Here is a 25,022-nt window from a genome sequence, read left to right as displayed (position 1 = left end):
TCCGGTTGAATAGAAGCAGGAGCGTTACTGTAATCCGACAGGCGATACAGCTTATAAATCTCGGCTTTCGACCCATTTGCGGACATGCACCGGCTGATAGGTAAGGAAATGCTGCAGCAACTGTAGCGGATCGTCGCTGGCAAACAGCAGGTCCAGATGCGCTGGGCGCATGAATCCCTGTTGTTGAGTATGATTCAGGAATTGCAGCAAACCGTCATAAAACCCTGCCGGATTCAGCAGGCCGACAGGTTTTTCATGGAAGCCGAGTTGCGCCCAGGTCATGATTTCAAACAGCTCTTCCAGTGTTCCGATGCCGCCTGGCATGGCAATGAAAGCATCGGATAATTCGGCCATCATGGCCTTGCGCTCATGCATATTGCGCACGATATGCAACTGCGTCAGTCCGTGGTGGCCGACTTCTTTATTCATTAATGCCTGTGGAATCACGCCGGTGACATGGCCGCCGCAGAGCATCACTTCATCCGCAATGATGCCCATGAGTCCGACGTTGCCACCGCCATAGACTAGATTGAGTTGCTGGCTGACCAGCGTGCGGGCAAGCTGTCTGGCGGCATCGGCGTAGATCGGGGAAATTCCCGGGGACGAGCCGCAATATACGCAGATATTCTTCATGCCGGATTAATTTTGCGCAGATAGTCTTGTGACAGTTTTTCAAACACCTGCTTAGTGTCGCCGCGGAGATAGGGACTGATCAGCACGATCACCTGATAGCAGCCGCGTGCCAGTGATTCGGACATGGTCTGTAATTCGGTGTATTTACGCGGATTGCGGACATATTCGTAAGACAACCAGTATGTAGCCACCACCACCATATTGGTGGCCAGCGCATCAATATCCATGTCCGTGGCTTCGAATTCTCCATCTGCACGCAAACCGATGCAAAGTTCCGTGGCGACTTTGATTTTGTGCGACAGGATCTCTTTGAAATTCAGTTCCAGTTTGCGATTGCGTGATAGCAGGTCATTCAGGTCGCGGTAAAAGAAGCGATAGCGCCAGACCAGCTCAAAAGTCAGATGCAGGTAAGTCCAGATATCCTGAATATTGGCTTTGCGCCCTTGGGGAAAGGCGAGTTTTTTATTAATTTCCGCTTCAAACTGGGTGAAGATGGAATTAACAATGTCATCTTTGTTGCGGAAGTGGTAGTAAAGATTGCCGGGAGAAATATTCATTTCTTCGGCGATGACTGTCGTGGTGATATTCGGTTCGCCAAATTCATTGAACAGTCGCAGGGATAATTCGAGGATGCGTTCCCGAGTGCGGCGAGGAGCTTTGTGTTGCATGTCATTCTTCTCGGTAGATTATTTCATAAGAATAACATCCTTCAGCGCAACAGCAAAACTGCGCTATGCCTGTGTTGTCAGTCTGGTCTCTGCCGGAACGTCAATCAGTCGGGTTTTTGCCAGTCTGTCATGCAAAAACTGTCCATCCTTGTCCATTCTGGCTGTCAGCGCCCAGCCCGCGATGCCCAGAGCCACGACAATGACCATATGCCATTCTTTGAGTCCAAACTGATAATCCAGCGCCATGGCGGGTAAAAACCACATCCACGACAGGCAGTAACGGACAACGGCCTTGATCACCGGTACGCGGCTGCCATCGAGATCAGTGACCCGGATACGCCAGGTCTGCATCGCCAGGGTCTGCCCGGAACGGCTCCAGCAAAATACAAAATAAGCACCGATCACGAGAAACAGCCAGAATTGCCTGAGGTGCCGCAACATCAGTGCGTGCCTGCTTTGGGTAATGACATCGAAAATAAATCCGGAAACAAAAACGATGCCAAACAGCAGCATCGCTTCATAGACCATGCAGATCAGTCTGCGGCGTAACAGTGGTACTTGTAATCCGGTCAATTTATTTACTTGTCTGAGTGGATGACGCCGCGGAAGCCGGAAGAGGTTCTACCGGAAGCGCTGGTGGCGTGACGACAGGCAGGCTGGCTGCCGTAATGCTTGCAGGGGCAGGAGCAAACACCGGCTGTGGTTTAATGGTCGTTGGCTTGTGCACTTGTTTCAGTGGCGGCAATGCCTGCGGATTTCTGATTGATTCAGCCGATAAATTAGTCAGTCGTTTCTTTTTTTCGTGCTCATCGGCAAGGCGTTTTTTTTCTTCCGGACTCAACTGCTGATATTGCTGCCATTGCGCCGATTTTTGCTCAGGCTTGACTTGTGTTGCCTTGGCGTAATTTTCCCTTGCTGCCATCCGTTGTTCCGGTGTCAGTTTCAGCCAGTCGCGCATTCTTTCCTGCATTCTGGCTTGCTCATCAGGTTTCATGTTGGCATAGCGGGTGGCGATTTCCAGCCACTTTTTCTTGCGTTGCTCTGTCAGCTTGTCCCATTCGCCAGCTAAAGGAGTCAGTGCCTGTTTTTGAATGGGGGTTAGTTCGGACCAGAATGGATGTGCGGTGGAAACGGCAGCCGTTGCTGGCTGCGCGGCGCTTCCGCCAGCATTCGCCAGTGGAAGGAGGAGAGAAATAACGAGAAAAAGACCGATCTGACGCCAGCTTTTGAACGACACGCTTATTCCTCCGCTTTGTTCAGGTATGCCGTGAAGCCTGTATCCACATAGGCAGCCGGAGGCAGCTCATCAACCAATACCGCTGTATCAATATCGGCGAGTTCGTTGAGATTCTGCTGCTGTTCGTATTCGTAAATACCGATCAGACCCGCAATCAGCACCAGCAATGGCAGCAACATGCCTAAGCGGCCAAGCCATGAACCGGGGCCCTGAAACGATAATCCGTTGTTGCCGGCAAAAACACTTTTCAGCGCCAGCACTGCCATCGGTGCTTCCTGCTTTTTGCGGGACAATGCCAGTTTGCGTGCCTGTGCCAGCCGCTCCAGAGTCGGAGCGGAGATGTTTTCTGCTGATTCATTCAGCGCCCGCCTTACTTTGTAAGCAAAGTCGAGATCTCTGGATTCTTTTGAGTAGTTCATAGCTGTATTCCTTTAGCCTTGAGTGTTGCGGCCAATGCGTGAGTTGCACGGGAGCAATGCGTTTTGACGCTGCCTTCAGAGCAGCCCATTGCCGCAGCTGTTTCCGCCACATCCATGTCTTCCCAGTAACGCATGAGGAAGGCTTCCCGTTGACGAGCCGGTAGTTTTTTTATTTCATCGTCAATAATATTGAGAACTTGCTCACGTTCTATTTTGTCCGCAGTAGATTCGGCTGCTTCGGTGCCTTCTTCGGCGGCATAACTTTCCAGTAAATCAAAGTTATCGTCTTCCTGATTATTCGCAGGGGTGATGCTGGAAAACAGGCTGACCCAGGTATTTCTGACTTTTTCCCTTCTGAAAAAATCCAGAATCGTATTTTGTAAAATACGCTGAAAAAGCATGGGCAGCTCATTGGCAGGTTTGTCACCATATTTTTCAGAGAGTTTGATCATCGCTTCCTGAACAATGTCCAGGGCGGATTCTTCGTTCCTCACGGTGTAGACGGCGTGCTTGAAAGCGCGTCTTTCTACATTTTCGAGAAAATTTGATAATTCTTTATCTGTAGCCATTGTTGGCGATCGTCTTTATTTACTTATCCAGCCAAGTTTAAAACGCAGGCCGGAATATTGTCGTTGACGGATGCTGGTATTTAAAATTGCGCATATGCTAGCAAAAATACCTTATTGTGTCCCCATTTTTGTCATCGTGAAACATTTGCCAGTCAGATTTTTCATCAGATCTGAAATAATTCCGCTTGACCAAAATGCTGCGACGCAGTACCGTATGACCTCGCCTCAAAATCTCGGGGCACCAATACCTGACTGACATAGCCCACAATGCTATACCCGGCAGGTGCGCTTTAATTAGCTGTTTGTTCTGACCCATGCCATAAGCGTGAGAAGTCTGTCGTTGCAAAGCCTTACCACTGATTGAACGAGTGCTTCAAGTATTGCCTGGAACCATGTCCAACGGATGTGTGAAGGGGAATATGCCCGCACAAAAAGGAATATCAGCTTACCGGCCCGGCAACGTGGTTTCGCAGGAAGGAACATCCGATCAATTTCCTATGGACCTTGAAAGGACAACATAATGAGTTCAGAGTTAACCGGCGCAGAGATACTGGTCAAGTGTTTGGCCGAAGAGGGTGTTGAACACGTTTTCGGATATCCGGGCGGTGCAGTACTCTATATCTACGATGCAATTTTCAATCAGGACAAGTTTCAGCATGTGCTGGTTCGCCATGAACAGGCCGCAATTCATGCTGCTGATGCTTATTCCCGTTCTTCCAGTAAAGTCGGTGTCGCCATTGTGACATCCGGACCAGGCGTCACCAATGCAGTGACGGGGCTGGCAACGGCTTACATGGATTCTATTCCTATGGTAGTGATTTCCGGACAAGTACCAAGCGCCGTGATCGGCCAGGATGCTTTTCAGGAGTGCGACACCGTTGGAATTACCCGTCCTTGCGTCAAGCATAATTTCCTGGTCAAAGACGTTCGAGATCTGGCAGAGACGGTTAAAAAAGCCTTCTTTATCGCGACAACCGGCCGTCCGGGGCCGGTGCTGGTGGATATCCCGAAAGATATCAGCATGCACAAGACCACCTACCACTATCCGAAGGAAGTGGAGATGCGTTCTTACAAACCGGTCGACAAGGGTCATGCAGGACAGATCCGCAAGGCGGTGCAATTGTTGCTGCAGGCTGAGCGCCCGATGATATACACCGGTGGCGGTGTGATTCTGGCGCATGCTGCACCGGAATTGAATCAGCTGGTTGATATACTGGGTTACCCTTGCACGAACACGCTGATGGGGCTCGGTGCTTACCGCGCCAGCGATGAAAAGTTCGTTGGTATGCCGGGCATGCATGGTACTTATGAAGCCAACATGGCGATGCAACATTGTGACGTGCTGATTGCAATCGGTGCCCGTTTTGATGACCGCGTAATTGGCAATCCCAAACATTTCGCGTCGCATCCGCGCAAGATTATTCACATTGATATTGATCCGTCTTCCATTTCCAAGCGGGTTAAAGTCGATATACCTATCGTGGGTAATGTGAAGGATGTGCTACAGGAGATGCTGTCGCAGTTGAATTCTGTCGAAACCCGGCCAGATCAGAAGGCGCTTGCTGCCTGGTGGAAGCAGATCAACGAATGGCGCGGACGCGAGTGCCTGAAATACAGCGTGTCGGACGATGTGATCAAACCGCAGTCTGTTGTAGAGAAAGTCTGGGAAGTAACGCACGGCGACGCATTCGTGACTTCTGACGTTGGTCAGCACCAGATGTGGGCGGCGCAATACTATCGTTTCGATAAACCACGTCGCTGGATCAATTCTGGCGGACTTGGAACCATGGGCGTCGGTTTGCCGTATGCCATGGGTGTACAGATGGCAAATCCTGGCGCTACCGTAGCCTGCATTACCGGTGAGGCTTCCATCCAGATGTGTATCCAGGAACTGGCAACCTGCAAACAGTATCATCTGACCCCGAAAATTATTTTGCTGAATAACCGCTTTCTCGGCATGGTGCGGCAGTGGCAGCAGATTGATTATGGTTCACGCTATTCGGAATCGTACATGGATTCCTTACCTGACTTCACCAAGCTGGTTGAGGCCTACGGTCATGTCGGCATGAAAATCGAAAATCCTGCTGATGTGGACGGTGCTGTCCGTGAAGCATTCGGGATGAAAGACCGGCTGGTATTCATGAACTTTATTACCGATCAGACCGAAAACGTCTGGCCGATGGTGAAGGCAGGCAAAGGTCTGACTGAAATGCTGCTCGGTTCGGAGGATCTGTGATGAGGCATATTATTTCCATTCTCCTTGAAAACGAAGCTGGCGCCCTGTCGCGTGTAGTCGGCTTGTTTTCTGCGCGAGGCTATAACATCGAAACTCTGACAGTTGCGCCGACCGAAGATGCAACACTGTCCCGGATGACGATCGTGACCTCCGGTTCCGACGACATCATTGAGCAGATCACAAAACACCTGAATCGCCTGATTGAGGTAGTGAAAGTGGTTGATCTGACTGAAGGCTCGCATATCGAACGCGAGCTGATGCTGATCAAGGTCAGGGCGGTAGGCAAGGAGCGTGAGGAAATGAAGCGCACGGCAGATATTTTCCGCGGTCGCATCATTGACGTCACCGAAAAAACCTACACCATCGAATTGACAGGCAACAAGAGCAAACTGGATGCTTTTATTGACTCGATCGATCGTACTGCAATTCTCGAAACAGTCAGAACCGGTGGTTCTGGCATCGGGCGTGGTGAGCGCATCCTGAAGGTGTAAGCAGTAGTGGGCTGGCTGTAGCAAACAACGATGCAGCAATTGTCAGCCAACAAAAACTATCAGAATTAATTCAAATAAATTATTTAACGGACAGGATATAAAATGAAAGTTTTTTACGATAAAGATTGTGATCTCTCCCTGATCAAGGGCAAAAATGTCACCATCATTGGTTACGGTTCACAGGGACATGCTCACGCGCAAAACCTGAACGATTCCGGCTGCAAAGTGACCGTCGCTCTGCGTAAAGGCGGTGCTTCCTGGGATAAAGCAAAAAATGCCGGTCTGAATGTCGCTGAAGTCAATGAAGCGGTGAAAGCAGCTGACGTCATTATGATTTTGCTGCCAGATGAAAATATCGCTCAGGTCTATAATGAAAACGTTGCTCCGCACGCCAAGCAAGGCGCAGTGCTGGCATTTGCGCATGGTTTCAACGTTCATTACGGTCAGGTTGTTCCCCGTGCTGATCTGGACGTTATCATGATTGCGCCTAAGGCTCCTGGTCATACTGTACGCGGTACTTACACGCAGGGTGGCGGTGTGCCTCATCTGATCGCTGTGTATCAGGATAAATCTGGTTCTGCACGTGATATTGCTTTGTCCTACGCGATGGCAAACGGCGGTGGCCGTGCCGGCATTATCGAAACCAACTTCCGCGAAGAAACTGAGACTGATCTGTTTGGTGAGCAGGCAGTTCTGTGTGGTGGTACAGTTGAACTGATTAAAGCTGGTTTCGAGACGTTGGTTGAAGCCGGTTATGCACCGGAAATGGCTTACTTCGAATGTCTGCATGAACTGAAGCTGATCGTTGATCTGATCTATGAAGGCGGTATCGCCAACATGAATTATTCAATCTCCAACAATGCAGAATACGGCGAATATGTCACTGGTCCACGTGTTGTGACTGAAGACACCAAAAATGCGATGCGTCAATGCCTGAAAGACATTCAGACTGGCGAATATGCAAAAAGCTTTATTCTCGAGAACAAGGCAGGTGCTCCGACACTGATCTCCCGCCGTCGCCTGACTGCCGAGCATCAGATTGAAGAGGTCGGTGCTAAATTGCGTGCAATGATGCCTTGGATTGCTAAAAACAAACTGGTGGATCAATCCAAGAACTGATCAGTTCTTGGATGCATGTGTTTTGTAAAAAAACCGTCCAGTTGGGCGGTTTTTTATTATGACTCAGACTCGGTTTGTCTGAATGGATGATTGAATTGTCGGCAGGATAGAAAATTTCCCATATGCGCAAAAATTATCCCTTGCAACTTTGTCCCGAAATCATTGTCTGATGAGAAATTCAATTCACCGTATCAGGAGTCAGTGATGAAAAAAGTGATTTTATTGGCGGGTAGCCTGCTGTTTGCATTTCCCGTGTGCGGACAAAGCCTGACTGGTGCCGTAGTGACGGTCACGGGTAGTGCTGAACTGAAAATAGACAATGATCAGGCGACTGTCAGTTTCTTTGTTGAAGAACAGGATAAAGACAAGGCTGCGGCGGCATCGCGGGTTAACCAGAAAATGAAAGCTGGTACGGAAGCAATCCGCAAAGAAGATCCCCAGGCATTGCTGTCGACGAAAGGCTATTATAGTTATCCGGTTTACAGCGATGACGCTGCAATTCCGCCCGGACAGCCGCGTAAGCGTGTGCTGACAGGATGGCGTACCGGACAATATCTGGAAGTCAGGACAGTGAATTTAAAGCAGTTGCCAGCCACTGCGGCTGCGGCTCAGAAAATCATGGCATTGAATGGAGTTCAGTTCGGTTTGTCGGACGCGGCGATTGCCCGGGCTGAGAAAGAAAGAATTCAGGCAGGCTACCGGAACTTCTCCGAGAAACTCGGTGCGATCACCGAAACAATTGGAAAGCACACGAGCGACGTGGTGATTGATTCTCTGGATTTTGATGGGGCGGTGAATGAAATCCAGCGTTATGCGGTAGCTCCGGTGATGCTCAAGGCTTCCCGGGTGGAGGCGACGGTGAGTGAACCAAGTTTTGAACCGGGGATCACAGCATTAACAATTCGTGTCACTGGGAAAGTACATTTCAAGTGATCGCTTTCCAGCCGGCGTTTGTTTTCCAATAATCTAAACACGGTTATACTTCCCCATTAATGTTGATTTTTGCCCGACACGTTCGGGCTGTTTTTATTGAGTGTATCCGCATGCCATCTTTTAACCGACGTCATCCTAAAGGCAGTTTCAAACTTTTCCCGAAAGGTGTGCGTAAACCACATTTGCGCGTGGATCCTGACGGAAAGGTTTTGCCGGATCAGCCGGTAAAACGTGCACGCGGGATTTATCTATTACCGAATGCATTCACTACCGCTGCGCTGTTCTGCGGTTTTTATGCGATTGTGATGGCGATGGATCAGCGTTTTTCCCAGTCCGCACTGGCGATTTTTATTGCGATGGTGCTGGACAGTCTTGATGGTCGGGTGGCGCGTATGACGAATACACAGAGTGAATTTGGCGCGCAATACGATAGTTTGTCAGACATGATTTCTTTTGGCGCAGCGCCGGCATTGGTTGTGTATGAGTGGTCGTTGCGTGGCATGGATAAACTGGGATGGCTGGCTGCATTTATTTATTGTGCCGGTGCCGCATTGCGTCTGGCGCGATTTAATACCAACATCAGTATTGTCGATAAACGTTATTTTCAGGGGTTACCCAGCCCGGCTGCTGCAGCCCTGGTCGCTGGATTTGTGTTGTTGATGGATGATCTGCATTTTGCAGGGGCTGAACTGCGCTGGAGTGCCTGGAGCATTACATTGTTTGCCGGGCTGACGATGGTGACAAATGTTCCGTTTTACAGTTTTAAAGACATCAATCTGAAAAAGAGCGTCCCCTTTATGGCACCGTTGCTGGTGATGTTGGTGTATGTGATCGTGGTGAGCGACCCGCCTAAGGTATTGTTTGGATTGTTTGTTCTGTACGGTTTATCCGGTTATGTCGTTCTGTTGTGGCGTTGGCGAAAAGGGCGTCCGGTCAGCATTATCCAGACGAGTGAAGAGGGGCATCAGAAAAAATAAAATTCTGTTTTTTCTCATGTCATGCCACGTGGTGCCAAACACTACGTGGCTTTTCTTTTTTTACCAGCATTTAATTCAGAATTTGCTGCCATAAAATCTTGCACTTTTCTGTGTTCGCGCTTATAGTCATGAGCATGAACTTTACAGTCAATACCATTCGTGCAGCATCTTCAGCAGACATTTCTCGTCTGCTAGTGCTATTGACTTTCCTGCTAGTGCGGTAACGCACTAAATTCCCCATTCCCACAATCCGAGTAGTCTCCCCACCCGTGTGTGTCTTGCAAGGGCTGGCCCGGGAATATTCAGAATTTTCACTCACTACATTCATTTTTCGCAAATAACTTCAGGAGAAAATCATGACAGATAAACTCATCATATTCGATACCACGTTGCGTGACGGCGAGCAGTCTCCGGGCGCTTCCATGACCAAGGACGAGAAAATCAGGATCGCGAAACAACTGGAGCGCCTGAAAGTGGATGTGATTGAAGCTGGTTTTGCAGCCGCCTCTCCGGGTGATTTTGAGGCGATCAGAGCGATTGCGGCAACGATCAAGGACTCCACAATCTGCTCTCTGTCGCGGGCAAATGACCGAGATATCGCAAGGGCTGCTGAGGCTTTACAGGCGGCGCAACGAAAGCGTATCCATACTTTTATCGCAACCTCTCCGTTGCATATGGAAAAAAAACTGCGTATGAGCCCTGATCAGGTATTGGAGCAGGCGATTCAGGCAGTCCGTTTTGCCCGGAATTTTACCGATGATGTTGAATTCAGTCCCGAAGATGGCAGTCGTTCCGAGGTGGATTTTCTGTGCCGGGTGATTGAGGCGGTGATTAAAAAGGGAGCGACAACCATTAACTTTGCCGACACCGTCGGATATGGTGTGCCAGAGTTATACGGAAATATGCTTAAGACTTTGCGCGAACGGATTCCGAACTCCGACAAGGCAATCTGGTCTGTGCATTGCCATAACGACTTGGGAATGGCAGTTGCCAACTCTCTGGCGGGTGTGATGATCGGCGGTGCGCGTCAGGTCGAATGCACCATTAACGGTTTGGGTGAGCGGGCTGGTAATACCGCATTGGAAGAAATTGTGATGGCGGTTCGTACCCGTAAAGATTACTTTAATCTGGAATTGGGAATTGATACAGCGCAGATCGTACCGGCATCAAAACTGGTTTCCCAGATCACGGGCTTTGCGGTTCAGCCAAATAAGGCAGTGGTCGGCGCAAATGCGTTTGCCCATGCGTCCGGAATTCATCAGGACGGTATTCTCAAGGCACGCGATACCTATGAAATTATGCGAGCTGAAGACGTCGGCTGGAGTGCGAATAAGATTGTTTTGGGTAAATTATCCGGCCGGAATGCGTTTAAACAGCGTCTGGAGGAGTTGGGGATTGCGCTGGATTCTGAATCTGAAGTAAATGCGGCTTTTACGCGATTTAAAGAACTGGCAGACCGTAAATCTGAGATTTTCGATGAAGATATTCTGGCGCTGGTTTCCGACGAAGAGCAGGCCAGCGGTAGTGATGTGTTTCATTTCGTATCATTGGCACAACGTTCTGAAACCGGAGAGTTGCCGGTCGCCAAGGTGGTTTTTTCCATGGAAGGAGAGGAAGTCAGTTGCGAGGCTAACGGTAATGGTCCTGTAGATGCGATTGTGAATGCGATTGAATCTCGTGTGAGCAGCGGTGCAGAGTTATTGCTGTTTTCCGTCAATGCGATCACCACAGGAACACAATCTCAGGGCGAGGTGACGATGCGCTTATCCAAATCCGGCCGGATCGTGAATGGCGTTGGCGCTGATCCTGATATCGTGGTCGCTTCGGCCAAGGCCTATCTGTCTGCATTAAATAAGCTGGAATCTAAAGCTGAGAAACTGAACCCGCAAATTTGATCTGGTTTGATTTTTCATGTTATGATCTCGGGTCCCGTCATTCCGGCGGGATTTTATTTCACGATAGCGAAGGTTGCTGCTGAGGTTTTTGACTCTTGCTATCGCATGTAAAGGAAAAAAAATGTCTATCGAAAAAAATACAAAAGCCGCGATTGTTGCGGATAATGCCCGTGGTCAGAACGATACCGGTTCTCCTGAAGTTCAGGTTGCCCTGCTGACAGCGCGTATTAACGACCTGAATGGTCACTTCAAGGCCCATGCCAAAGACCATCATTCCCGTCGTGGTTTGATTATGATGGTTAACCGTCGTAAGAGCCTGTTATCTTATTTGAAAGCAAAAGATCTGAACCGCTATCGCGCTCTGATCGAAAAGCTTGGTCTGCGTAAGTAATTCTTGCTGAACCTGGCAAAAAATTTATAGCAAAAAGCCTGCGTCAGTTTTCTGTCGCAGGCTTTTTGCTTATCTGAGAGTTATTGATTTTGGCAAAATTTTCGGCAAATCCGCTGAAAATCGGCAAAAAAGCGATCCAGCAGGATTGCTTGTGGTGAGGTGAACGACAGCGCCTGAAAATCTGTCGGCAAAATAGAAAGGACACATTGTGTTTAATAAAGTTACCAAAACCTTCCAATATGGTCAGCATACAGTCACGCTGGAAACTGGAGAAATTGCACGCCAGGCTTCTGGTGCTGTACTGGTGTCGATTGACGATACCGTTGTATTGGCAACCGTTGTTGCTAAGAAAGATGCTAAGCCTGGTCAGGATTTCTTCCCCCTGACTGTTGATTACATGGAAAAAAGCTATGCGGCTGGCCGTATTCCTGGCGGTTTTTTCAAGCGCGAAGGACGTCCTTCGGAGAAAGAAACGCTGACGTCACGCCTGATCGATCGTCCGATCCGCCCGTTATTTCCTGAGGGATATCTGAACGAAGTACAGGTGATCGTGCATGTTTTGTCGGTGAATCCTGAAATTGATCCGGATATCGCTTCCATGATCGGTGCCTCGGCGGCGATCTGCCTGTCCGGCATTCCGTTTAACGGCCCGGTAGGTGCGGCCCGTGTTGGTTATATTGACGGTCAGTATGTCCTGAATCCGACAGCGACACAGTTGAAATCCTCCCAGATGGATCTGGTGGTTGCGGGTACTGAAGCGGCAGTGCTGATGGTTGAATCCGAAGCGCAGCAGTTATCAGAAGAAGTCATGCTGGGAGCGGTAGTGTTTGGCCATGAGCAGATGAAGGCTGTGATTGATGCAATCCATGATCTGGTCCGTGATGGCGGCAAACCTGAGGTGGAATGGTCGCCTGCACCGAAAAATGAAGTGCTGATCTCTGCTGTGACTGCAGTTGCCGAACCACTGTTGCGCTCTGCTTATCAGACAAAAGAAAAGCAGGCGCGTACCGAGCAACTGAAGGCGGCGGCGGGTACTGTCAGTGCGGCGTTGGCTGAACAAGCTGCTGCGCAGGGTGTGGCAGCACCTGATGGTGCTGAAGTTGGAAATATTCTGTTTGATCTGGAGTCGAAAATTGTCCGGTCGCAGATTCTCGAAGGTGAGCCACGTATTGATGGTCGCGACACCCGTACCGTGCGTCCGATTACGATCCGTACTGGCGTGTTGCCGCGCACGCATGGTACTGCACTGTTCACTCGTGGTGAAACCCAGGCGTTGGTCATTGCCACTCTTGGTACGGCGCGGGATGAGCAAAAGATCGATGCTCTGATGGGCGAATATTCTGACCGCTTCATGCTGCACTACAATATGCCACCTTTCGCTACTGGTGAGACTGGTCGTGTCGGCACACCGAAGCGTCGCGAAATCGGCCATGGCCGTCTGGCTAAGCGTGCACTTCAGGCGGCTTTACCTGAGGCTGATGAATTCAGCTACTCTGTTCGTCTGGTTTCTGAGATTACCGAATCCAACGGTTCTTCATCCATGGCGTCTGTTTGCGGTGGTTGTCTGGCGTTGATGGATGCCGGTGTGCCGATGAAGGCGCATGTGGCTGGTATTGCTATGGGTCTTATCAAGGAAGGCAATAAATTTGCTGTTCTGACGGATATTCTGGGTGATGAAGATCATCTGGGAGATATGGACTTTAAGGTTGCCGGTACTGCCCAAGGTATTACTGCATTGCAGATGGATATCAAGATTCAGGGAATTACCAAGGAAATTATGCAGGTCGCCCTGGCGCAAGCCAAAGAAGGCCGCGTTCATATTCTCGGCAAAATGCAGGAGGCTGTCCCAGTTGTTCGCACGGAATTGTCGGACTTTGCGCCACGCTTGATTACGATCAAGATCAATCCGGAAAAAATCCGCGATGTGATTGGTAAGGGCGGCGCTGTTATCCGTGCGCTGACTGAGGAAACCGGTACTCAGATTGATATCAGTGATGAGGGTGTGGTTACGATTGCTTCTGTTGATGCCGCGGCAGGTCAGGAAGCGAAGCGCCGCATTGAAGAGCTGACGGCTGAAGTTGAGGTTGGTAAAATTTATGAGGGGACTGTCCTGAAATTGCTGGACTTCGGTGCCATCGTGCAGATCATGCCGGGTAAGGATGGTTTGCTGCATATCAGCCAGATTGCTAACGAGCGCGTCAATGCCGTTGCTGATTACCTGAAGGAAGGTCAGCAGGTTCGGGTCAAGGTATTGGAAACTGATGATCGTGGCCGCTTTAAATTATCGATGAAGGCTGCATTGACGGATGGTGAAGGTCAGCAGCAACAGCAGCAATAAGCATTATTCCGTATTTCGGATGAAAAGCCTGCGCATTGCGCGGGCTTTTTTTATTGACATAAAATATCGTTTTTTATCAGGAGGCCATCATGCGGGCGATCGAAATCAGTGCTTACGGAGCACCAGAAATGTTATGTTTGTGTGAGCGTGATATTCCTGTTCCTCAGCGTAGTGAGGTCTTGATTCGGGTACATGCAGCTGGCGTTAACCGGCCGGATGTTCTCCAGAGACTTGGATTTTACCCGGTTCCTGCTGGCGCCTCGGATATTCCCGGGCTGGAAGTGTCGGGTGAAGTTGTTGGCGGCGACCTGGAGGGCTCTGGGTTTGAATTAGGTAGCCGTGTTTGTGCGCTGGTGCAGGGCGGTGGATATGCGGAGTATTGCGTCGCTCCAGTAGGGCAATGTCTGCGGATACCTGATGGTTTGAGTTTGCTTGAGGCGGCATCGCTGCCGGAAACTTATTTCACTGTCTGGAGTAATGTGTTTGATCGTGCAGGACTTGCACCGGGACAAACTTTGCTGGTTCAGGGCGGGACTTCCGGCATCGGTGTTGCTGCAATTCAGATTGCAAAAGCAATGGGGCACCGGGTATTTGTGACTGCAGGAAATGATGAAAAATGCCGTGCCGCTGAAAAACTGGGGGCTGAGCGTGCGATTAATTATAAAACTGAGAAATTTCCGGAGGTGGTAAAGGGGTTGACGGCCGGCAAGGGGGTTGACGTTATTCTCGACATGGTTGCCGGGAGCTATGTTCCCCAGGAGGTTGATTGTCTTGCGGATGATGGACGGCTGGTGATTATCGCGCTATTGGGCGGCTCCTCTGCGTCAGTTGATCTGGGGCAGGTTTTAAGGAGAAGATTGACAATTACCGGTTCTACGTTGCGCCCACGTCCTCCTGCTTTCAAGGCTGCCATTGCCGCCCAATTGCAGTCCAGGGTCTGGCCTTTGCTTGAAAAAAAGGAGATTGTGCCTGTCATTCATCATGTTTTTCCGCTGGAGCGCGCTGATCTGGCACACAAAATGATGGAAGAGGGCACGCATATCGGAAAAATTATGCTGCAGATCAATCCAGTCTGATGGGGTGAGCCCGTTTTTCCTTTGATATGAGGTTCAATCCATCGGGTGCCGATTACTGTTGGCGTTGGTATATTGCTTCCTTGTTTGACCGTCTCCTGTGCAGCGGGATACAATAGACGGTTATTTATATTTGGCTTACTATGCGACGCAAACTTATTGCTGGTAACTGGAAAATGAACGGTAGTTTTTCCGCAAACCGTTTGCTTCTTTCAGAAATTTTAGCGGGAGTGTCAACTACTCCTGCGTGCGACATTCTGGTGTGCGCGCCTGCGCCATATTTGTCTCAGTGTGCCGAAATACTGGCGAAAAGTGCTGTTGCCTGGGGAGCGCAGGATGTATCCGCTCACCCGCATGGGGCTTTTACTGGTGAAGTGTCAGCGGCAATGCTGGCAGACTGCGCTTGCCGGTATGTGATAATCGGCCATTCTGAGCGGCGTGCATATCATGCGGAATCTGATGAGTTGACGGCGCAGAAGGTTTTGCAGGCGCTGGCTAATAATCTGACTCCTGTTTTGTGTGTCGGGGAAACGCTTGAGCAGCGTGAAAGTGGGCAGACGAATTCTGTGGTTGCAGGACAGTTGTGTGCTGTGCTGGATGTCTTGGATGTGGGGCAGTTGTCGCGTCTCGTTATCGCCTACGAACCGGTGTGGGCAATTGGTACAGGGAAAACTGCGACACCGCAGATGGCTCAGGATGTTCATGCATTTCTGCGTCAGCAGGTCACTGTCAGGGACGCTGCCGCTGCAAATGTTGTGCGTATTTTGTATGGTGGCAGTATGAAGCCCGATAATGCTGCCGAGCTGTTGTGTATGGCGGATATTGATGGTGGGCTGATTGGCGGCGCTGCATTGAAGTCTGCGGATTTTCTGGCGATTGTTGCGGCAGTCTGACTGATGCTGTTTTCTTTTGATTGATTAAATTTTTAGGTGTTGGAATGCAAGCTTTTTTTACTTTGATAGTCGTCGTTCAGGTTTTGTCTGCTCTGGCAATTGTTGGTCTGGTTTTGTTGCAGCACGGTAAGGGTGCGGACATGGGGGCTTCGTTTGGTTCTGGCGCTTCTGGTAGCTTGTTTGGTGCAACTGGCTCTTCAAATTTTTTGTCTCGTTCCACGGGTGTGGCAGCAGTCATATTTTTTGGTGCAACTCTTGCGCTGGGCGTGGTTGGTTCTGGTAAAAAAGTGGCGGGTGGTGTCATGGATAATTTGCCGGTTTCCGCCAAGCCTGCAACAACTATTGCGGCTCCCGCATCTGCTCCGGTTGAATCTGGTACTTCTGGAAATCAGATTCCAAAATAAATTTATTGCCCGGTAAAAAAATATTGGATATCCGCAATTGTGCGTTGAACAATGAGGTTAGACATAGTAGAATATCGGGCTTATGCCGACGTGGTGAAATTGGTAGACACGCTATCTTGAGGGGGTAGTGGCGAAAGCTGTACGAGTTCGAGTCTCGTCGTCGGCACCAAAAAATAAGCCAAAAATTTTATGGCTTGGTCGAGGAAGTGGCTGTTTATCGTGAATGTAAATCAGGAGTGAACAGTGTGCTTCATATGGCGTTCAATTACAGGTAGCCTAACGTGAACCTCGAAAATTATTTCCCAGTTCTTCTCTTTATTCTGGTTGGCATCGGAGTTGGTGTGGTGCCGCAATTGTTGGGGCGAATTCTTGCTCCGTATAAGCCGGATTCTCAAAAAACATCTGCCTATGAGTGTGGCTTCGAAGCATTTGAAGATGCGCGTATGAAGTTTGATGTTCGCTATTATTTGATTGCGATTCTGTTTATTCTGTTTGATCTTGAGACGGCGTTTTTCTTTCCCTGGGGCGTTGCAATGCGTGATCTGGGATGGTCTGGTTTCTTGATTATGCTGGGCTTTGTGCTCGAATTTGCAGTTGGTTTTTGGTACATCTGGAAAAAAGGCGCTCTGGATTGGGAGTGATTGATTATGGCTATTGAAGGTGTATTGAGCGAAGGTTTTGTTACTACGACTGCTGATAAGCTGATTAATTGGACGCGTACCGGGTCAATGTGGCCAATGACTTTTGGCTTGGCATGTTGCGCAGTCGAGATGATGCATGCAGGTGCATCCCGTTATGATCTTGATCGGTTTGGTGTGGTCTTTCGTCCTTCGCCTCGTCAGTCCGATGTCATGATTGTTGCGGGAACCCTGTGTAATAAAATGGCGCCGGCTTTGCGTAAAGTTTATGATCAGATGGCTGAGCCTCGTTGGGTGATTTCTATGGGATCGTGCGCGAATGGTGGTGGTTATTATCACTATTCGTATTCGGTTGTTCGTGGTTGTGACCGGATTGTTCCGGTTGATATTTATGTGCCGGGGTGTCCGCCGACAGCTGAAGCGCTGATTTATGGGGTGATTCAGTTGCAGAATAAGATTAAACGTACGAATACTATCGCGCGCTGATCGTCAGATTGTTAGGGTAGCCTTTTATTATGACAACCAAATTAGAGAAACTTGAGGCGGCGGTTACGTCAGTCTTGGGGGGTCGTGTTCTTGAGTCAAGGAATGCATTGGATGAGCTGACTGTTGTCGTTGCTCCTGCTGACTATCTGTCGGTTATGCGCGATCTGCGCGATCATTCTGATACCTGTTTCGAAGAGCTGATTGATCTTTGTGGTGTTGATTATTCCTCGTATGGTGATGGTTCTTGGGAGGGCGCCCGCTTTGCGGTTGTATCCCATTTGTTGTCGATTGAGCATAACTGGCGTTTGCGGGTCAGGGTTTTTGCCATTGATGATGATATGCCGTTGATTCCATCTGTTTGTGATGTCTGGAATGCCGCAAACTGGTATGAGCGTGAGGCGTTTGATCTCTTCGGTATTTTGTTCGATGGCCATAACGATTTGCGTCGGATTCTGACAGACTATGGCTTTATTGGACACCCTTTCCGTAAGGATTTCCCAGTTTCTGGTTATGTTGAGATGCGATATGACGCTGATCAGAAGCGTGTTGTGTATCAGCCGGTCACGGTTGAGCCGCGCGAAAATACACCACGTGTTATCCGTGAAGAAAATTACGGGATGAAATAATGGCTGAGATAAAGAACTACACGCTCAACTTTGGGCCTCAACATCCTGCTGCTCACGGCGTTTTGCGCCTGGTTCTGGAGCTTGATGGTGAAGTTATTCAGCGTGCCGATCCGCACATTGGTCTGCTTCATCGTGCGACTGAGAAGTTGGCGGAACAAAAAACTTTCCTGCAATCCGTACCTTACATGGATCGTCTCGATTATGTATCCATGATGGCTAATGAGCATGCTTATGTCATGGCTATTGAGAAGATGCTGGGGTTGGAAGTTCCATTGCGCGCTCAGTATATCCGCGTAATGTTTGATGAGATTACGCGACTGCTGAATCATTTGCTGTGGATTGGTGCCCATGCGCTTGACGTCGGTGCAATGGCCGTATTTTTGTATGCCTTCCGCGAACGCGAAGATCTGATGGATTGCTATGAGGCAGTCTCAGGTGCACGTTTGCATGCGGCATATTATCGCCCTGGCGGTGTTTACCGCGATTTGCCTGAGCAAATGCCACAGTTCACAACGTCTGCCTTGAAAAATGAAAAGGCAATGCGTCAGATGAATGAGAATCGTCAGGGTTCTTTACTTGATTTCATTGAAGACTTCACAAATCGTTTCCCGGGTTACGTAGATGAATATGAAACTCTGCTGACCGATAATCGTATCTGGAAGCAGCGCTTGGTTGGTATCGGTGTTGTTTCTCCTGAGCGCGCCAAAGCAATGGGTTTTACTGGCCCTATGTTGCGTGGATCTGGTGTGGAGTGGGACTTGCGTAAAAAGCAGCCTTACGAAGTTTATGATCTGCTCGATTTTGATATCCCTGTTGGTGTCAATGGCGACAGTTATGACCGTTATCTGGTCCGGGTTGAAGAAATGCGTCAATCGAACCGGATTATCCGGCAATGCATCGAATGGCTGAGAAATAATCAGGGGCCGGTGATCAGTGGTAACCATAAGGTTTCGCCACCTCATCGTGTCAACATGAAGTCCAACATGGAAGAGCTGATTCATCACTTCAAACTATTTTCGGAAGGCTTCCATGTTCCGGCGGGTGAGGCGTACGCTGCTGTTGAGCACCCTAAAGGTGAGTTTGGTATTTATCTGATGTCGGATGGTGCGAATAAGCCTTATCGTTTGAAAATCCGTGCACCTGGGTACGCGCATCTGCAAGGTCTGGATGAGATGGCAAAAGGTCACATGATTGCCGATGCTGTCACCATCATCGGTACTCAGGATATTGTGTTTGGTGAGATTGATAGATAAAAACGTGATTTTGCGTTGATTCGAGGCATTGGCTATGGTGTTATCAGAGCAGGCATTTAAAAAAATTGATCGTGAACTGGCAAAGTTTCCGGCAGATCAGCGGCAATCCGCTGTCATGGCTGCTTTAGCTATTGCACAGGATGAGACTGGCTGGGTTTCCCCGGAGGTCATGCAGACTCTGGCAGACTATATCGGAATGCCCGCCGTTGCAGTCCAGGAGGTTGCGACCTTCTACAATATGTACAGCACAAAACCGGTTGGAAAATTCAAAATTTCAGTTTGTACGAATCTTCCTTGTGCCTTGTCTGGTGGTGAGCGTGCCGCACATCATCTGAAACAGAAATTAGGTATTGATTACAAAGAAACGACGGCTGATGGTCATTTCACCTTGGTTGAGGGCGAGTGCATGGGCGCTTGCGGTGATGCTCCCGTGATGCTGGTGAATAATAAGCGTATGTGCAGCTTCATGTCGAATGAGAAAATTGACAGCCTTGTCAATGAGTTGAAAGAGGCAGGTAAATAATGACGAGTCTGCATAATCGCCATATTAAGCCTTTAATTCTGGCAGGCTTGGATGGTAAAAACTGGCACCTGCAAGATTACGTGGCCCGTGGCGGGTACGAATCTTTAAAGCGCATTTTGTCCGAAAAAGTCCCGCCTGAGCAAGTGATTGCCGAGCTAAAAGCATCTTCATTACGTGGACGTGGTGGTGCGGGTTTCCCGACAGGATTGAAATGGAGTTTCATGCCCCGCCAGTTTCCAGGGCAGAAATATCTGGTCTGTAATACAGATGAAGGTGAGCCAGGCACATTTAAAGACCGGGATATTATTCGCTACAATCCGCATGCCCTGATCGAGGGGATGGCGATTGGTGCGTATGCCATGGGTATCAGTGTCGGCTATAACTATATCCACGGTGAGATTTTCGCTGAGTACGATCGTTTTGAAGAGGCGCTTGAGGAAGCGCGTGCTGCAGGGATGTTAGGTAATAATATTGCCGGCTCCGAGTTCAATTTTCAGTTGCACGCATTTCATGGCTATGGCGCCTACATCTGCGGTGAGGAAACAGCATTGCTCGAATCCCTGGAAGGGAAAAAAGGTCAGCCGCGTTTCAAGCCGCCATTCCCTGCCAGTTTTGGTTTATATGGCAAGCCAACCACAATCAATAATACTGAAACTTTTGCAGCAGTCCCATTTATCCTGGCGATGGGTGGTGAGAATTATGCTGCACTTGGCAAACCGAACAACGGCGGTACAAAAATCTTCTCAATTTCCGGCGATGTAGAGCGTCCTGGTAATTATGAAATACCTCTCGGGACACCATTTGCTACCTTGCTTGAACTGGCTGGTGGCATGCGTGGCGGTAAAAAAATCAAGGCAGTGATTCCAGGCGGATCTTCCGCACCGGTGATTGTCGGCGACGTCATGATGAATACTGATCTTGATTACGATTCCATTGCTAAAGCAGGTTCCATGTTGGGATCCGGAGCTGTGATTGTGATGGATGAAACGCGTTGTATGGTGAAATCCCTTGAGCGTTTATCGTATTTTTATTTTGAAGAGTCTTGCGGACAATGTACTCCTTGCCGTGAAGGAACTGGCTGGTTGTATCGCATGGTGCATCGTATTGAGCATGGGCAGGGTCGTCCAGAAGATCTCGATATGCTGAATGCCATTGCCGATAACATTCAGGGCAAAACAATTTGTGCATTGGGTGATGCTGCAGCCATGCCCGTGCGTGCATTCGTCAAGAACTTCCGCGAAGAATTTGAATATCACATCGAGCATAAGCATTGCTTGGTGCCCACTTACATGTAAGCCAGCTTCGGTTAGCACACTCAGAGTAGACCATGGTTGAAATCGAAATAGACGGCAAAAAAGTCGAAGTCCAAGAGGGCAGTATGGTGATGGATGCTGCCAATAAGCTTGGCACTTACATCCCTCATTTTTGCTACCACAAAAAATTATCCATTGCGGCTAACTGTCGCATGTGCTTGGTTGAGGTTGAGAAAGCGCCGAAACCATTGCCCGCCTGCGCTACTCCGGTGACGCCTGGCATGATTGTCCGTTCCTCTAGCGACAAGGCTGTCAAGGCGCAAAAAGCAGTGATGGAATTTTTGCTGATTAATCATCCGCTGGATTGTCCGATTTGCGATCAGGGTGGTGAATGCCAATTGCAGGATCTGGCGGTCGGCTACGGTGGCACCACATCCCGTTATCAGGAAGAAAAGCGTGTCGTATTCCATAAAGATGTCGGCCCGCTGGTCTCGATGGAGGAGATGAGCCGTTGTATCCATTGCACACGCTGCGTTCGCTTCGGCCAGGAAATTGCTGGTGTGATGGAACTTGGTATGCTCAACCGTGGTGAGCACTCTGAAATTACTTCTTTCGTTGGTAAAACCGTCGATTCCGAACTGTCCGGCAATATGATCGATCTGTGCCCGGTCGGTGCGCTGACTTCCAAGCCATTCCGCTACTCTGCACGTACCTGGGAGTTGTCACGTCGTAAATCGGTCAGTGCCCACGACGGTCTCGGTTCCAACCTGATCGTTCAGGTCAAGAACAATAAAGTCATGCGCGTGGTTCCCCTGGAAAATGAAGAGGTCAACGAATGCTGGTTGTCGGACAAAGATCGTTTTTCCTACGAAGGGCTGAACAGCGAGCAGCGTCTGACCAAGCCGATGATCAAACAGGGCGGACAGTGGCAGGAAACTGATTGGCAAACAGCGCTCGAATACGTAGCGCATGGTTTGCGTAATATTCGCCATGAGCACGGTGCAAATGCAGTGGCAGGTGTGGCAGCGCCAAGCGCAACTCTGGAAGAGCTCACATTGCTGCAACGCGTCGTCCGTGGACTTGGTTCTGACTGCGTTGATTTCCGCTTGCGCCAGTCCGATTTTGCGCTTGATGGCCAGGTTAAACCATGGCTGGGCACATCGATTGCAGAATTCGCTCAATTAAAAAATGTGTTCATCATCGGGTCTTTTCTCCGTAAAGACCATCCTTTACTGGCTGCGCGCCTGCGTCAGTCGGTCAAGTTGGGCACTAAACTGAGCATTTTGAATGCAACGGATGATGATCTGCTGATTCCTCTGGCGAATAAGTCTATCCTCGCTCCTGCTCAATGGCTGAGTTTCCTCGCAGAAGTGGCAGTCGCAGTTGCAGCTAAAAAAGAACTCGCAGTGCCTGCTGGCATGGAAGCCGTTCAGGCAAGCGCTGCAGCGACAGCGATTGCTGAGGGCATGATCGCAGGTAAAGCAGGCGTATTCCTTGGTAACACCGCCTCATACCACCCTGAGGCATCGAAACTGCATGCAGTTGCCGAATGGATTGCGAATGCAACAGAAGCGAAATTCGGTTATCTGACTGAGGCTGCGAATTCGGTTGGCGGTTATCTTGCGAATGCGTTTCCATCCAAAGATGCAAAACCGATGTTTTCCGAGGCGAAAAAAGCTTACATCGTTTTACATGCGGAGCCTGCGCTTGAATCCGCTTATCCTGTGCAAGCACAAGCAGCCTTGGCACAAGCAGATATGGTCGTTGTGATGTCGCCGTTCAGGCATGGCACGGAATACGCTGATGTATTGCTGCCGGTTTCACCATTCACTGAAACTTCCGGTACTTTTGTAAATTGCGAAGGCCGGGCGCAAAGCTTCTATGGCGTAGTCAAGCCTTTGGGAGATACTCGTCCAGCATGGAAAGTGTTGCGCGTTCTTGGCAATTTGCTGGGGCTAGAAAATTTTGACTTCGAGACTTCTGAAGCCGTGCGTGACGAGGTTCTGGGTAAACTCGATATCAGCGCCGTGCTGAATAACTTCTGTAACTTGCAACCCGCTTTGGCTGCACAGGCGACAAACAGTTTAGAGCGCGTTGCTGATGTCTCAATCTATGCGACTGATGCAATCGTGCGCCGCGCCGAATCTCTGCAAAAAACCGCTGATGCCCGTACTCCGCAGGCATGGATCAGCACACAATATGCACAGAAAATCGGTGTCGCTGCTGGTGATATGGTGAAAGTCAGTAAAGGCGGCTCGATTTTACTGCATGTCGGGATTGATCAAACCTTGCCAGAAAACGTCGTTCGTGTTGCTGCCGGCCATCAATTGACCAGCAGTCTCGATGGTATGTTTGGTGCGATTACTGTGGAGCGTGCGTAATGAATTTGCTGCTCACTATTAACACTTTAGGTCAGCAATATCTTGGTTATTTCTGGCCATTGGTATGGACCCTGATCAAGATTGTCTGCATTACTTTGCCTGTGATGGGGTGCGTCGCCTATCTGACCTTATGGGAACGCAAGATGATTGGCTGGATGCATATCCGCCTCGGCCCGAATCGCGTTGGCCCTGCCGGATTGCTGCAACCAATTGCTGATGCGTTGAAGTTGCTGTTGAAAGAAATTGTAGTACCAGCTAAAGCAAATAAAGTCTTATTTATTCTGGCGCCGATTATGACGATCATGCCGGCATTAGCAGCTTGGTCGGTTGTTCCGTTCGGCCCGGAAACTGTCTTGGCTAACGTTAATGCCGGATTGCTGTTGATCATGGCGATCACTTCAATGGAAGTATACGGCATCATTATTGCGGGCTGGGCATCCAATTCTAAATACGCATTTCTCGGAGCGATGCGTGCTTCGGCGCAAATGGTTTCGTATGAAATCGCGATGGGCTTCGTGCTGGTGATCGTGCTGATGGTATCCGGCAGTCTGAACTTGACTGATATTGTCAATGCGCAGACTAAAGGTTTTGCTGCCAGCCACGGCTTGAATCTGTTCTCTTGGAACTGGTTGCCGTTGCTACCGATGTTCGTCGTTTATGTGATCTCCGGTATCGCTGAAACGAATCGCCATCCTTTCGACGTGGTCGAAGGTGAATCTGAAATCGTTGCCGGTCACATGGTGGAATATTCCGGTATGTCGTTTGCGATGTTCTTCCTCGCCGAATACGCGAACATGATCCTGATCTCCGCGATGGCATCGCTGATGTTCTTGGGGGGCTGGTCTGCTCCGCTGAATTCCATTATTTTCAACTGGATTCCGGGCTGGATCTGGCTGGGCGTGAAAACCTTTTTCGTGGTATCGCTGTTCATCTGGGCACGTGCATCTTTCCCACGCTACCGTTATGATCAGATCATGCGTCTCGGCTGGAAAGTGTTTATCCCTCTGACTTTGGTGTATCTGGTGATTGTGGCTGCTTGGATGCAAACCTCGTGGAATATCTGGAAGTAAAAGGCTGAAAAAATGGAAGCGATTAAGGATTTTTTTGGCAGCTTGATGCTGCGTGAACTGCTGAAAGGACTGGCGCTGACTGGTCGCTATATGTTCGCACGCAAAATTACTGTCCAGTTCCCCGAAGAGAAGACACCACAGTCTCCGCGTTTCCGGGGGTTGCATGCATTGCGTCGCTATCCAAATGGCGAAGAGCGTTGTATAGCTTGCAAATTATGTGAAGCAGTTTGCCCGGCTATGGCAATTACGATTGAGTCTGATCAGCGTTCAGATGGCACACGCCGCACTACGCGTTATGACATTGATTTGACCAAGTGTATTTTCTGCGGTTTTTGTGAAGAGTCATGCCCGGTCGATTCGATCGTTGAAACACATGTGCTTGAATATCATGGTGAGAAACGAGGCGATTTGTACTTTACAAAAGAAATGTTACTGGCCGTTGGTGATCGCTACGAGCCTCAAATCGCAGCAGCACGTGCTGCTGATGCCGCTTACCGCTAATTGGAACGATTTCGA

At 49.4% G+C, this 25,022-nt stretch carries 26 protein-coding genes and 1 tRNA gene; 21 read left to right on the top strand and 6 right to left on the bottom strand.

Translation table 11 applies throughout. From position 1 onward, the window contains the following. Positions 1–51: 51 nt before the first annotated feature. The 6 genes from HV832_RS04170 to HV832_RS04145 form a co-directional block, all read right to left on the bottom strand. Positions 52–633 carry an LOG family protein gene (locus HV832_RS04170; RefSeq protein WP_176802300.1) on the bottom strand — a complete coding sequence of 194 codons (582 nt, stop codon included), beginning with the start codon at positions 631–633 and terminating at the stop codon, positions 52–54. Further along, a complete protein-coding gene (locus HV832_RS04165) occupies positions 630–1,301 on the bottom strand; it encodes a TetR/AcrR family transcriptional regulator (RefSeq protein ID WP_176802299.1) in 672 nt (223 codons plus the stop codon). Before HV832_RS04165 ends, HV832_RS04170 begins: the two co-directional genes overlap by 4 nt. Positions 1,302–1,364: 63 nt before the next feature. Then, on the bottom strand, positions 1,365–1,874 hold the full coding sequence (locus HV832_RS04160) for an RDD family protein (RefSeq protein ID WP_176802298.1): 510 nt from the start codon (positions 1,872–1,874) through the stop codon (positions 1,365–1,367). 1 nt (position 1,875) lies between these two features. After that, positions 1,876–2,538, bottom strand: a complete 663-nt coding sequence (locus HV832_RS04155) for a DUF3106 domain-containing protein (RefSeq protein ID WP_176802297.1) — start codon at positions 2,536–2,538, stop codon at positions 1,876–1,878. Between the two features lie 2 nt (positions 2,539–2,540). Next, the gene (locus HV832_RS04150; protein ID WP_176802296.1) at positions 2,541–2,957 is read right to left on the bottom strand and encodes a DUF3619 family protein; all 417 of its coding nucleotides are present in this window, start codon (positions 2,955–2,957) and stop codon (positions 2,541–2,543) included. After that, positions 2,954–3,526 carry an RNA polymerase sigma factor gene (locus HV832_RS04145; RefSeq protein WP_176802295.1) on the bottom strand — a complete coding sequence of 191 codons (573 nt, stop codon included), beginning with the start codon at positions 3,524–3,526 and terminating at the stop codon, positions 2,954–2,956. Before HV832_RS04145 ends, HV832_RS04150 begins: the two co-directional genes overlap by 4 nt. 520 nt (positions 3,527–4,046) lie before the next feature. Here HV832_RS04145 and HV832_RS04140 point away from each other — a divergent pair. The 21 genes from HV832_RS04140 to nuoI all read left to right on the top strand — a co-directional run bounded on the left by HV832_RS04140 (position 4,047) and on the right by nuoI (position 25,007). After that, complete coding sequence (locus HV832_RS04140; protein WP_176802294.1) at positions 4,047–5,762, top strand: acetolactate synthase 3 catalytic subunit; 1,716 nt, start codon at positions 4,047–4,049, stop codon at positions 5,760–5,762. Next, the gene (gene ilvN, locus HV832_RS04135; RefSeq protein ID WP_176802293.1) at positions 5,762–6,253 is read left to right on the top strand and encodes an acetolactate synthase small subunit; all 492 of its coding nucleotides are present in this window, start codon (positions 5,762–5,764) and stop codon (positions 6,251–6,253) included. Before HV832_RS04140 ends, ilvN begins: the two co-directional genes overlap by 1 nt. A gap of 102 nt (positions 6,254–6,355) precedes the next feature. Next, on the top strand, positions 6,356–7,372 hold the full coding sequence (gene ilvC / locus HV832_RS04130; protein ID WP_176802292.1) for a ketol-acid reductoisomerase: 1,017 nt from the start codon (positions 6,356–6,358) through the stop codon (positions 7,370–7,372). A gap of 204 nt (positions 7,373–7,576) precedes the next feature. After that, a complete protein-coding gene (locus tag HV832_RS04125; RefSeq protein WP_176802291.1) occupies positions 7,577–8,305 on the top strand; it encodes an SIMPL domain-containing protein in 729 nt (242 codons plus the stop codon). A gap of 110 nt (positions 8,306–8,415) precedes the next feature. Then, the gene (gene pssA / locus HV832_RS04120; protein WP_176802290.1) at positions 8,416–9,282 is read left to right on the top strand and encodes a CDP-diacylglycerol--serine O-phosphatidyltransferase; all 867 of its coding nucleotides are present in this window, start codon (positions 8,416–8,418) and stop codon (positions 9,280–9,282) included. Positions 9,283–9,638: 356 nt separating this feature from the next. Continuing rightward, the gene (locus HV832_RS04115) at positions 9,639–11,177 is read left to right on the top strand and encodes a 2-isopropylmalate synthase (RefSeq protein ID WP_176802289.1); all 1,539 of its coding nucleotides are present in this window, start codon (positions 9,639–9,641) and stop codon (positions 11,175–11,177) included. Positions 11,178–11,298: 121 nt separating this feature from the next. After that, a complete protein-coding gene (gene rpsO / locus HV832_RS04110; protein WP_176802288.1) occupies positions 11,299–11,568 on the top strand; it encodes a 30S ribosomal protein S15 in 270 nt (89 codons plus the stop codon). 208 nt (positions 11,569–11,776) lie between these two features. After that, positions 11,777–13,906: a polyribonucleotide nucleotidyltransferase gene (gene pnp, locus HV832_RS04105; protein ID WP_176802287.1), complete on the top strand. Its 2,130-nt coding sequence runs from the start codon at positions 11,777–11,779 to the stop codon at positions 13,904–13,906. Between the two features lie 89 nt (positions 13,907–13,995). After that, positions 13,996–14,982 carry an NAD(P)H-quinone oxidoreductase gene (locus HV832_RS04100; protein ID WP_176802286.1) on the top strand — a complete coding sequence of 329 codons (987 nt, stop codon included), beginning with the start codon at positions 13,996–13,998 and terminating at the stop codon, positions 14,980–14,982. 140 nt (positions 14,983–15,122) lie between these two features. Continuing rightward, positions 15,123–15,872 carry a triose-phosphate isomerase gene (gene tpiA, locus HV832_RS04095; protein WP_176802285.1) on the top strand — a complete coding sequence of 250 codons (750 nt, stop codon included), beginning with the start codon at positions 15,123–15,125 and terminating at the stop codon, positions 15,870–15,872. Between the two features lie 44 nt (positions 15,873–15,916). Then, positions 15,917–16,276, top strand: coding sequence for a preprotein translocase subunit SecG (gene secG, locus HV832_RS04090; RefSeq protein ID WP_176802515.1), 360 nt, complete (start codon positions 15,917–15,919; stop codon positions 16,274–16,276). Between the two features lie 84 nt (positions 16,277–16,360). Then, positions 16,361–16,445, top strand: a tRNA-Leu gene (locus tag HV832_RS04085). A gap of 112 nt (positions 16,446–16,557) precedes the next feature. Continuing rightward, positions 16,558–16,917: an NADH-quinone oxidoreductase subunit A gene (locus HV832_RS04080; RefSeq protein ID WP_176802284.1), complete on the top strand. Its 360-nt coding sequence runs from the start codon at positions 16,558–16,560 to the stop codon at positions 16,915–16,917. 6 nt (positions 16,918–16,923) lie between these two features. Further along, a complete protein-coding gene (locus tag HV832_RS04075; protein ID WP_176802283.1) occupies positions 16,924–17,400 on the top strand; it encodes a NuoB/complex I 20 kDa subunit family protein in 477 nt (158 codons plus the stop codon). 29 nt (positions 17,401–17,429) lie between these two features. After that, on the top strand, positions 17,430–18,026 hold the full coding sequence (locus HV832_RS04070) for an NADH-quinone oxidoreductase subunit C (protein ID WP_176802282.1): 597 nt from the start codon (positions 17,430–17,432) through the stop codon (positions 18,024–18,026). After that, positions 18,026–19,279 carry an NADH-quinone oxidoreductase subunit D gene (locus HV832_RS04065; protein ID WP_176802281.1) on the top strand — a complete coding sequence of 418 codons (1,254 nt, stop codon included), beginning with the start codon at positions 18,026–18,028 and terminating at the stop codon, positions 19,277–19,279. Before HV832_RS04070 ends, HV832_RS04065 begins: the two co-directional genes overlap by 1 nt. A 34-nt stretch (positions 19,280–19,313) precedes the next feature. Continuing rightward, positions 19,314–19,802, top strand: a complete 489-nt coding sequence (gene nuoE, locus HV832_RS04060; protein ID WP_176802280.1) for an NADH-quinone oxidoreductase subunit NuoE — start codon at positions 19,314–19,316, stop codon at positions 19,800–19,802. After that, positions 19,802–21,097: an NADH-quinone oxidoreductase subunit NuoF gene (nuoF, locus tag HV832_RS04055; protein WP_176802279.1), complete on the top strand. Its 1,296-nt coding sequence runs from the start codon at positions 19,802–19,804 to the stop codon at positions 21,095–21,097. The genes nuoE and nuoF overlap by 1 nt, the downstream gene beginning before the upstream one ends. Positions 21,098–21,129: 32 nt before the next feature. Beyond that, positions 21,130–23,436, top strand: coding sequence for an NADH-quinone oxidoreductase subunit NuoG (gene nuoG / locus HV832_RS04050; protein WP_176802278.1), 2,307 nt, complete (start codon positions 21,130–21,132; stop codon positions 23,434–23,436). Continuing rightward, positions 23,436–24,506, top strand: a complete 1,071-nt coding sequence (gene nuoH, locus HV832_RS04045; RefSeq protein ID WP_176802277.1) for an NADH-quinone oxidoreductase subunit NuoH — start codon at positions 23,436–23,438, stop codon at positions 24,504–24,506. The genes nuoG and nuoH overlap by 1 nt, the downstream gene beginning before the upstream one ends. 12 nt (positions 24,507–24,518) lie before the next feature. Continuing rightward, positions 24,519–25,007 carry an NADH-quinone oxidoreductase subunit NuoI gene (gene nuoI / locus HV832_RS04040; protein ID WP_176802276.1) on the top strand — a complete coding sequence of 163 codons (489 nt, stop codon included), beginning with the start codon at positions 24,519–24,521 and terminating at the stop codon, positions 25,005–25,007. Positions 25,008–25,022: the final 15 nt, after the last annotated feature.

It is taken from the genome of Cognatundibacterium oligocarboniphilum (genome assembly GCF_013377855.1).
In the GTDB taxonomy this organism is placed as follows: Bacteria; Pseudomonadota; Gammaproteobacteria; order Burkholderiales; family Burkholderiaceae_D; genus Undibacterium; species Undibacterium oligocarboniphilum.
This window is presented reverse-complemented; position numbering and strand designations above follow the sequence as displayed.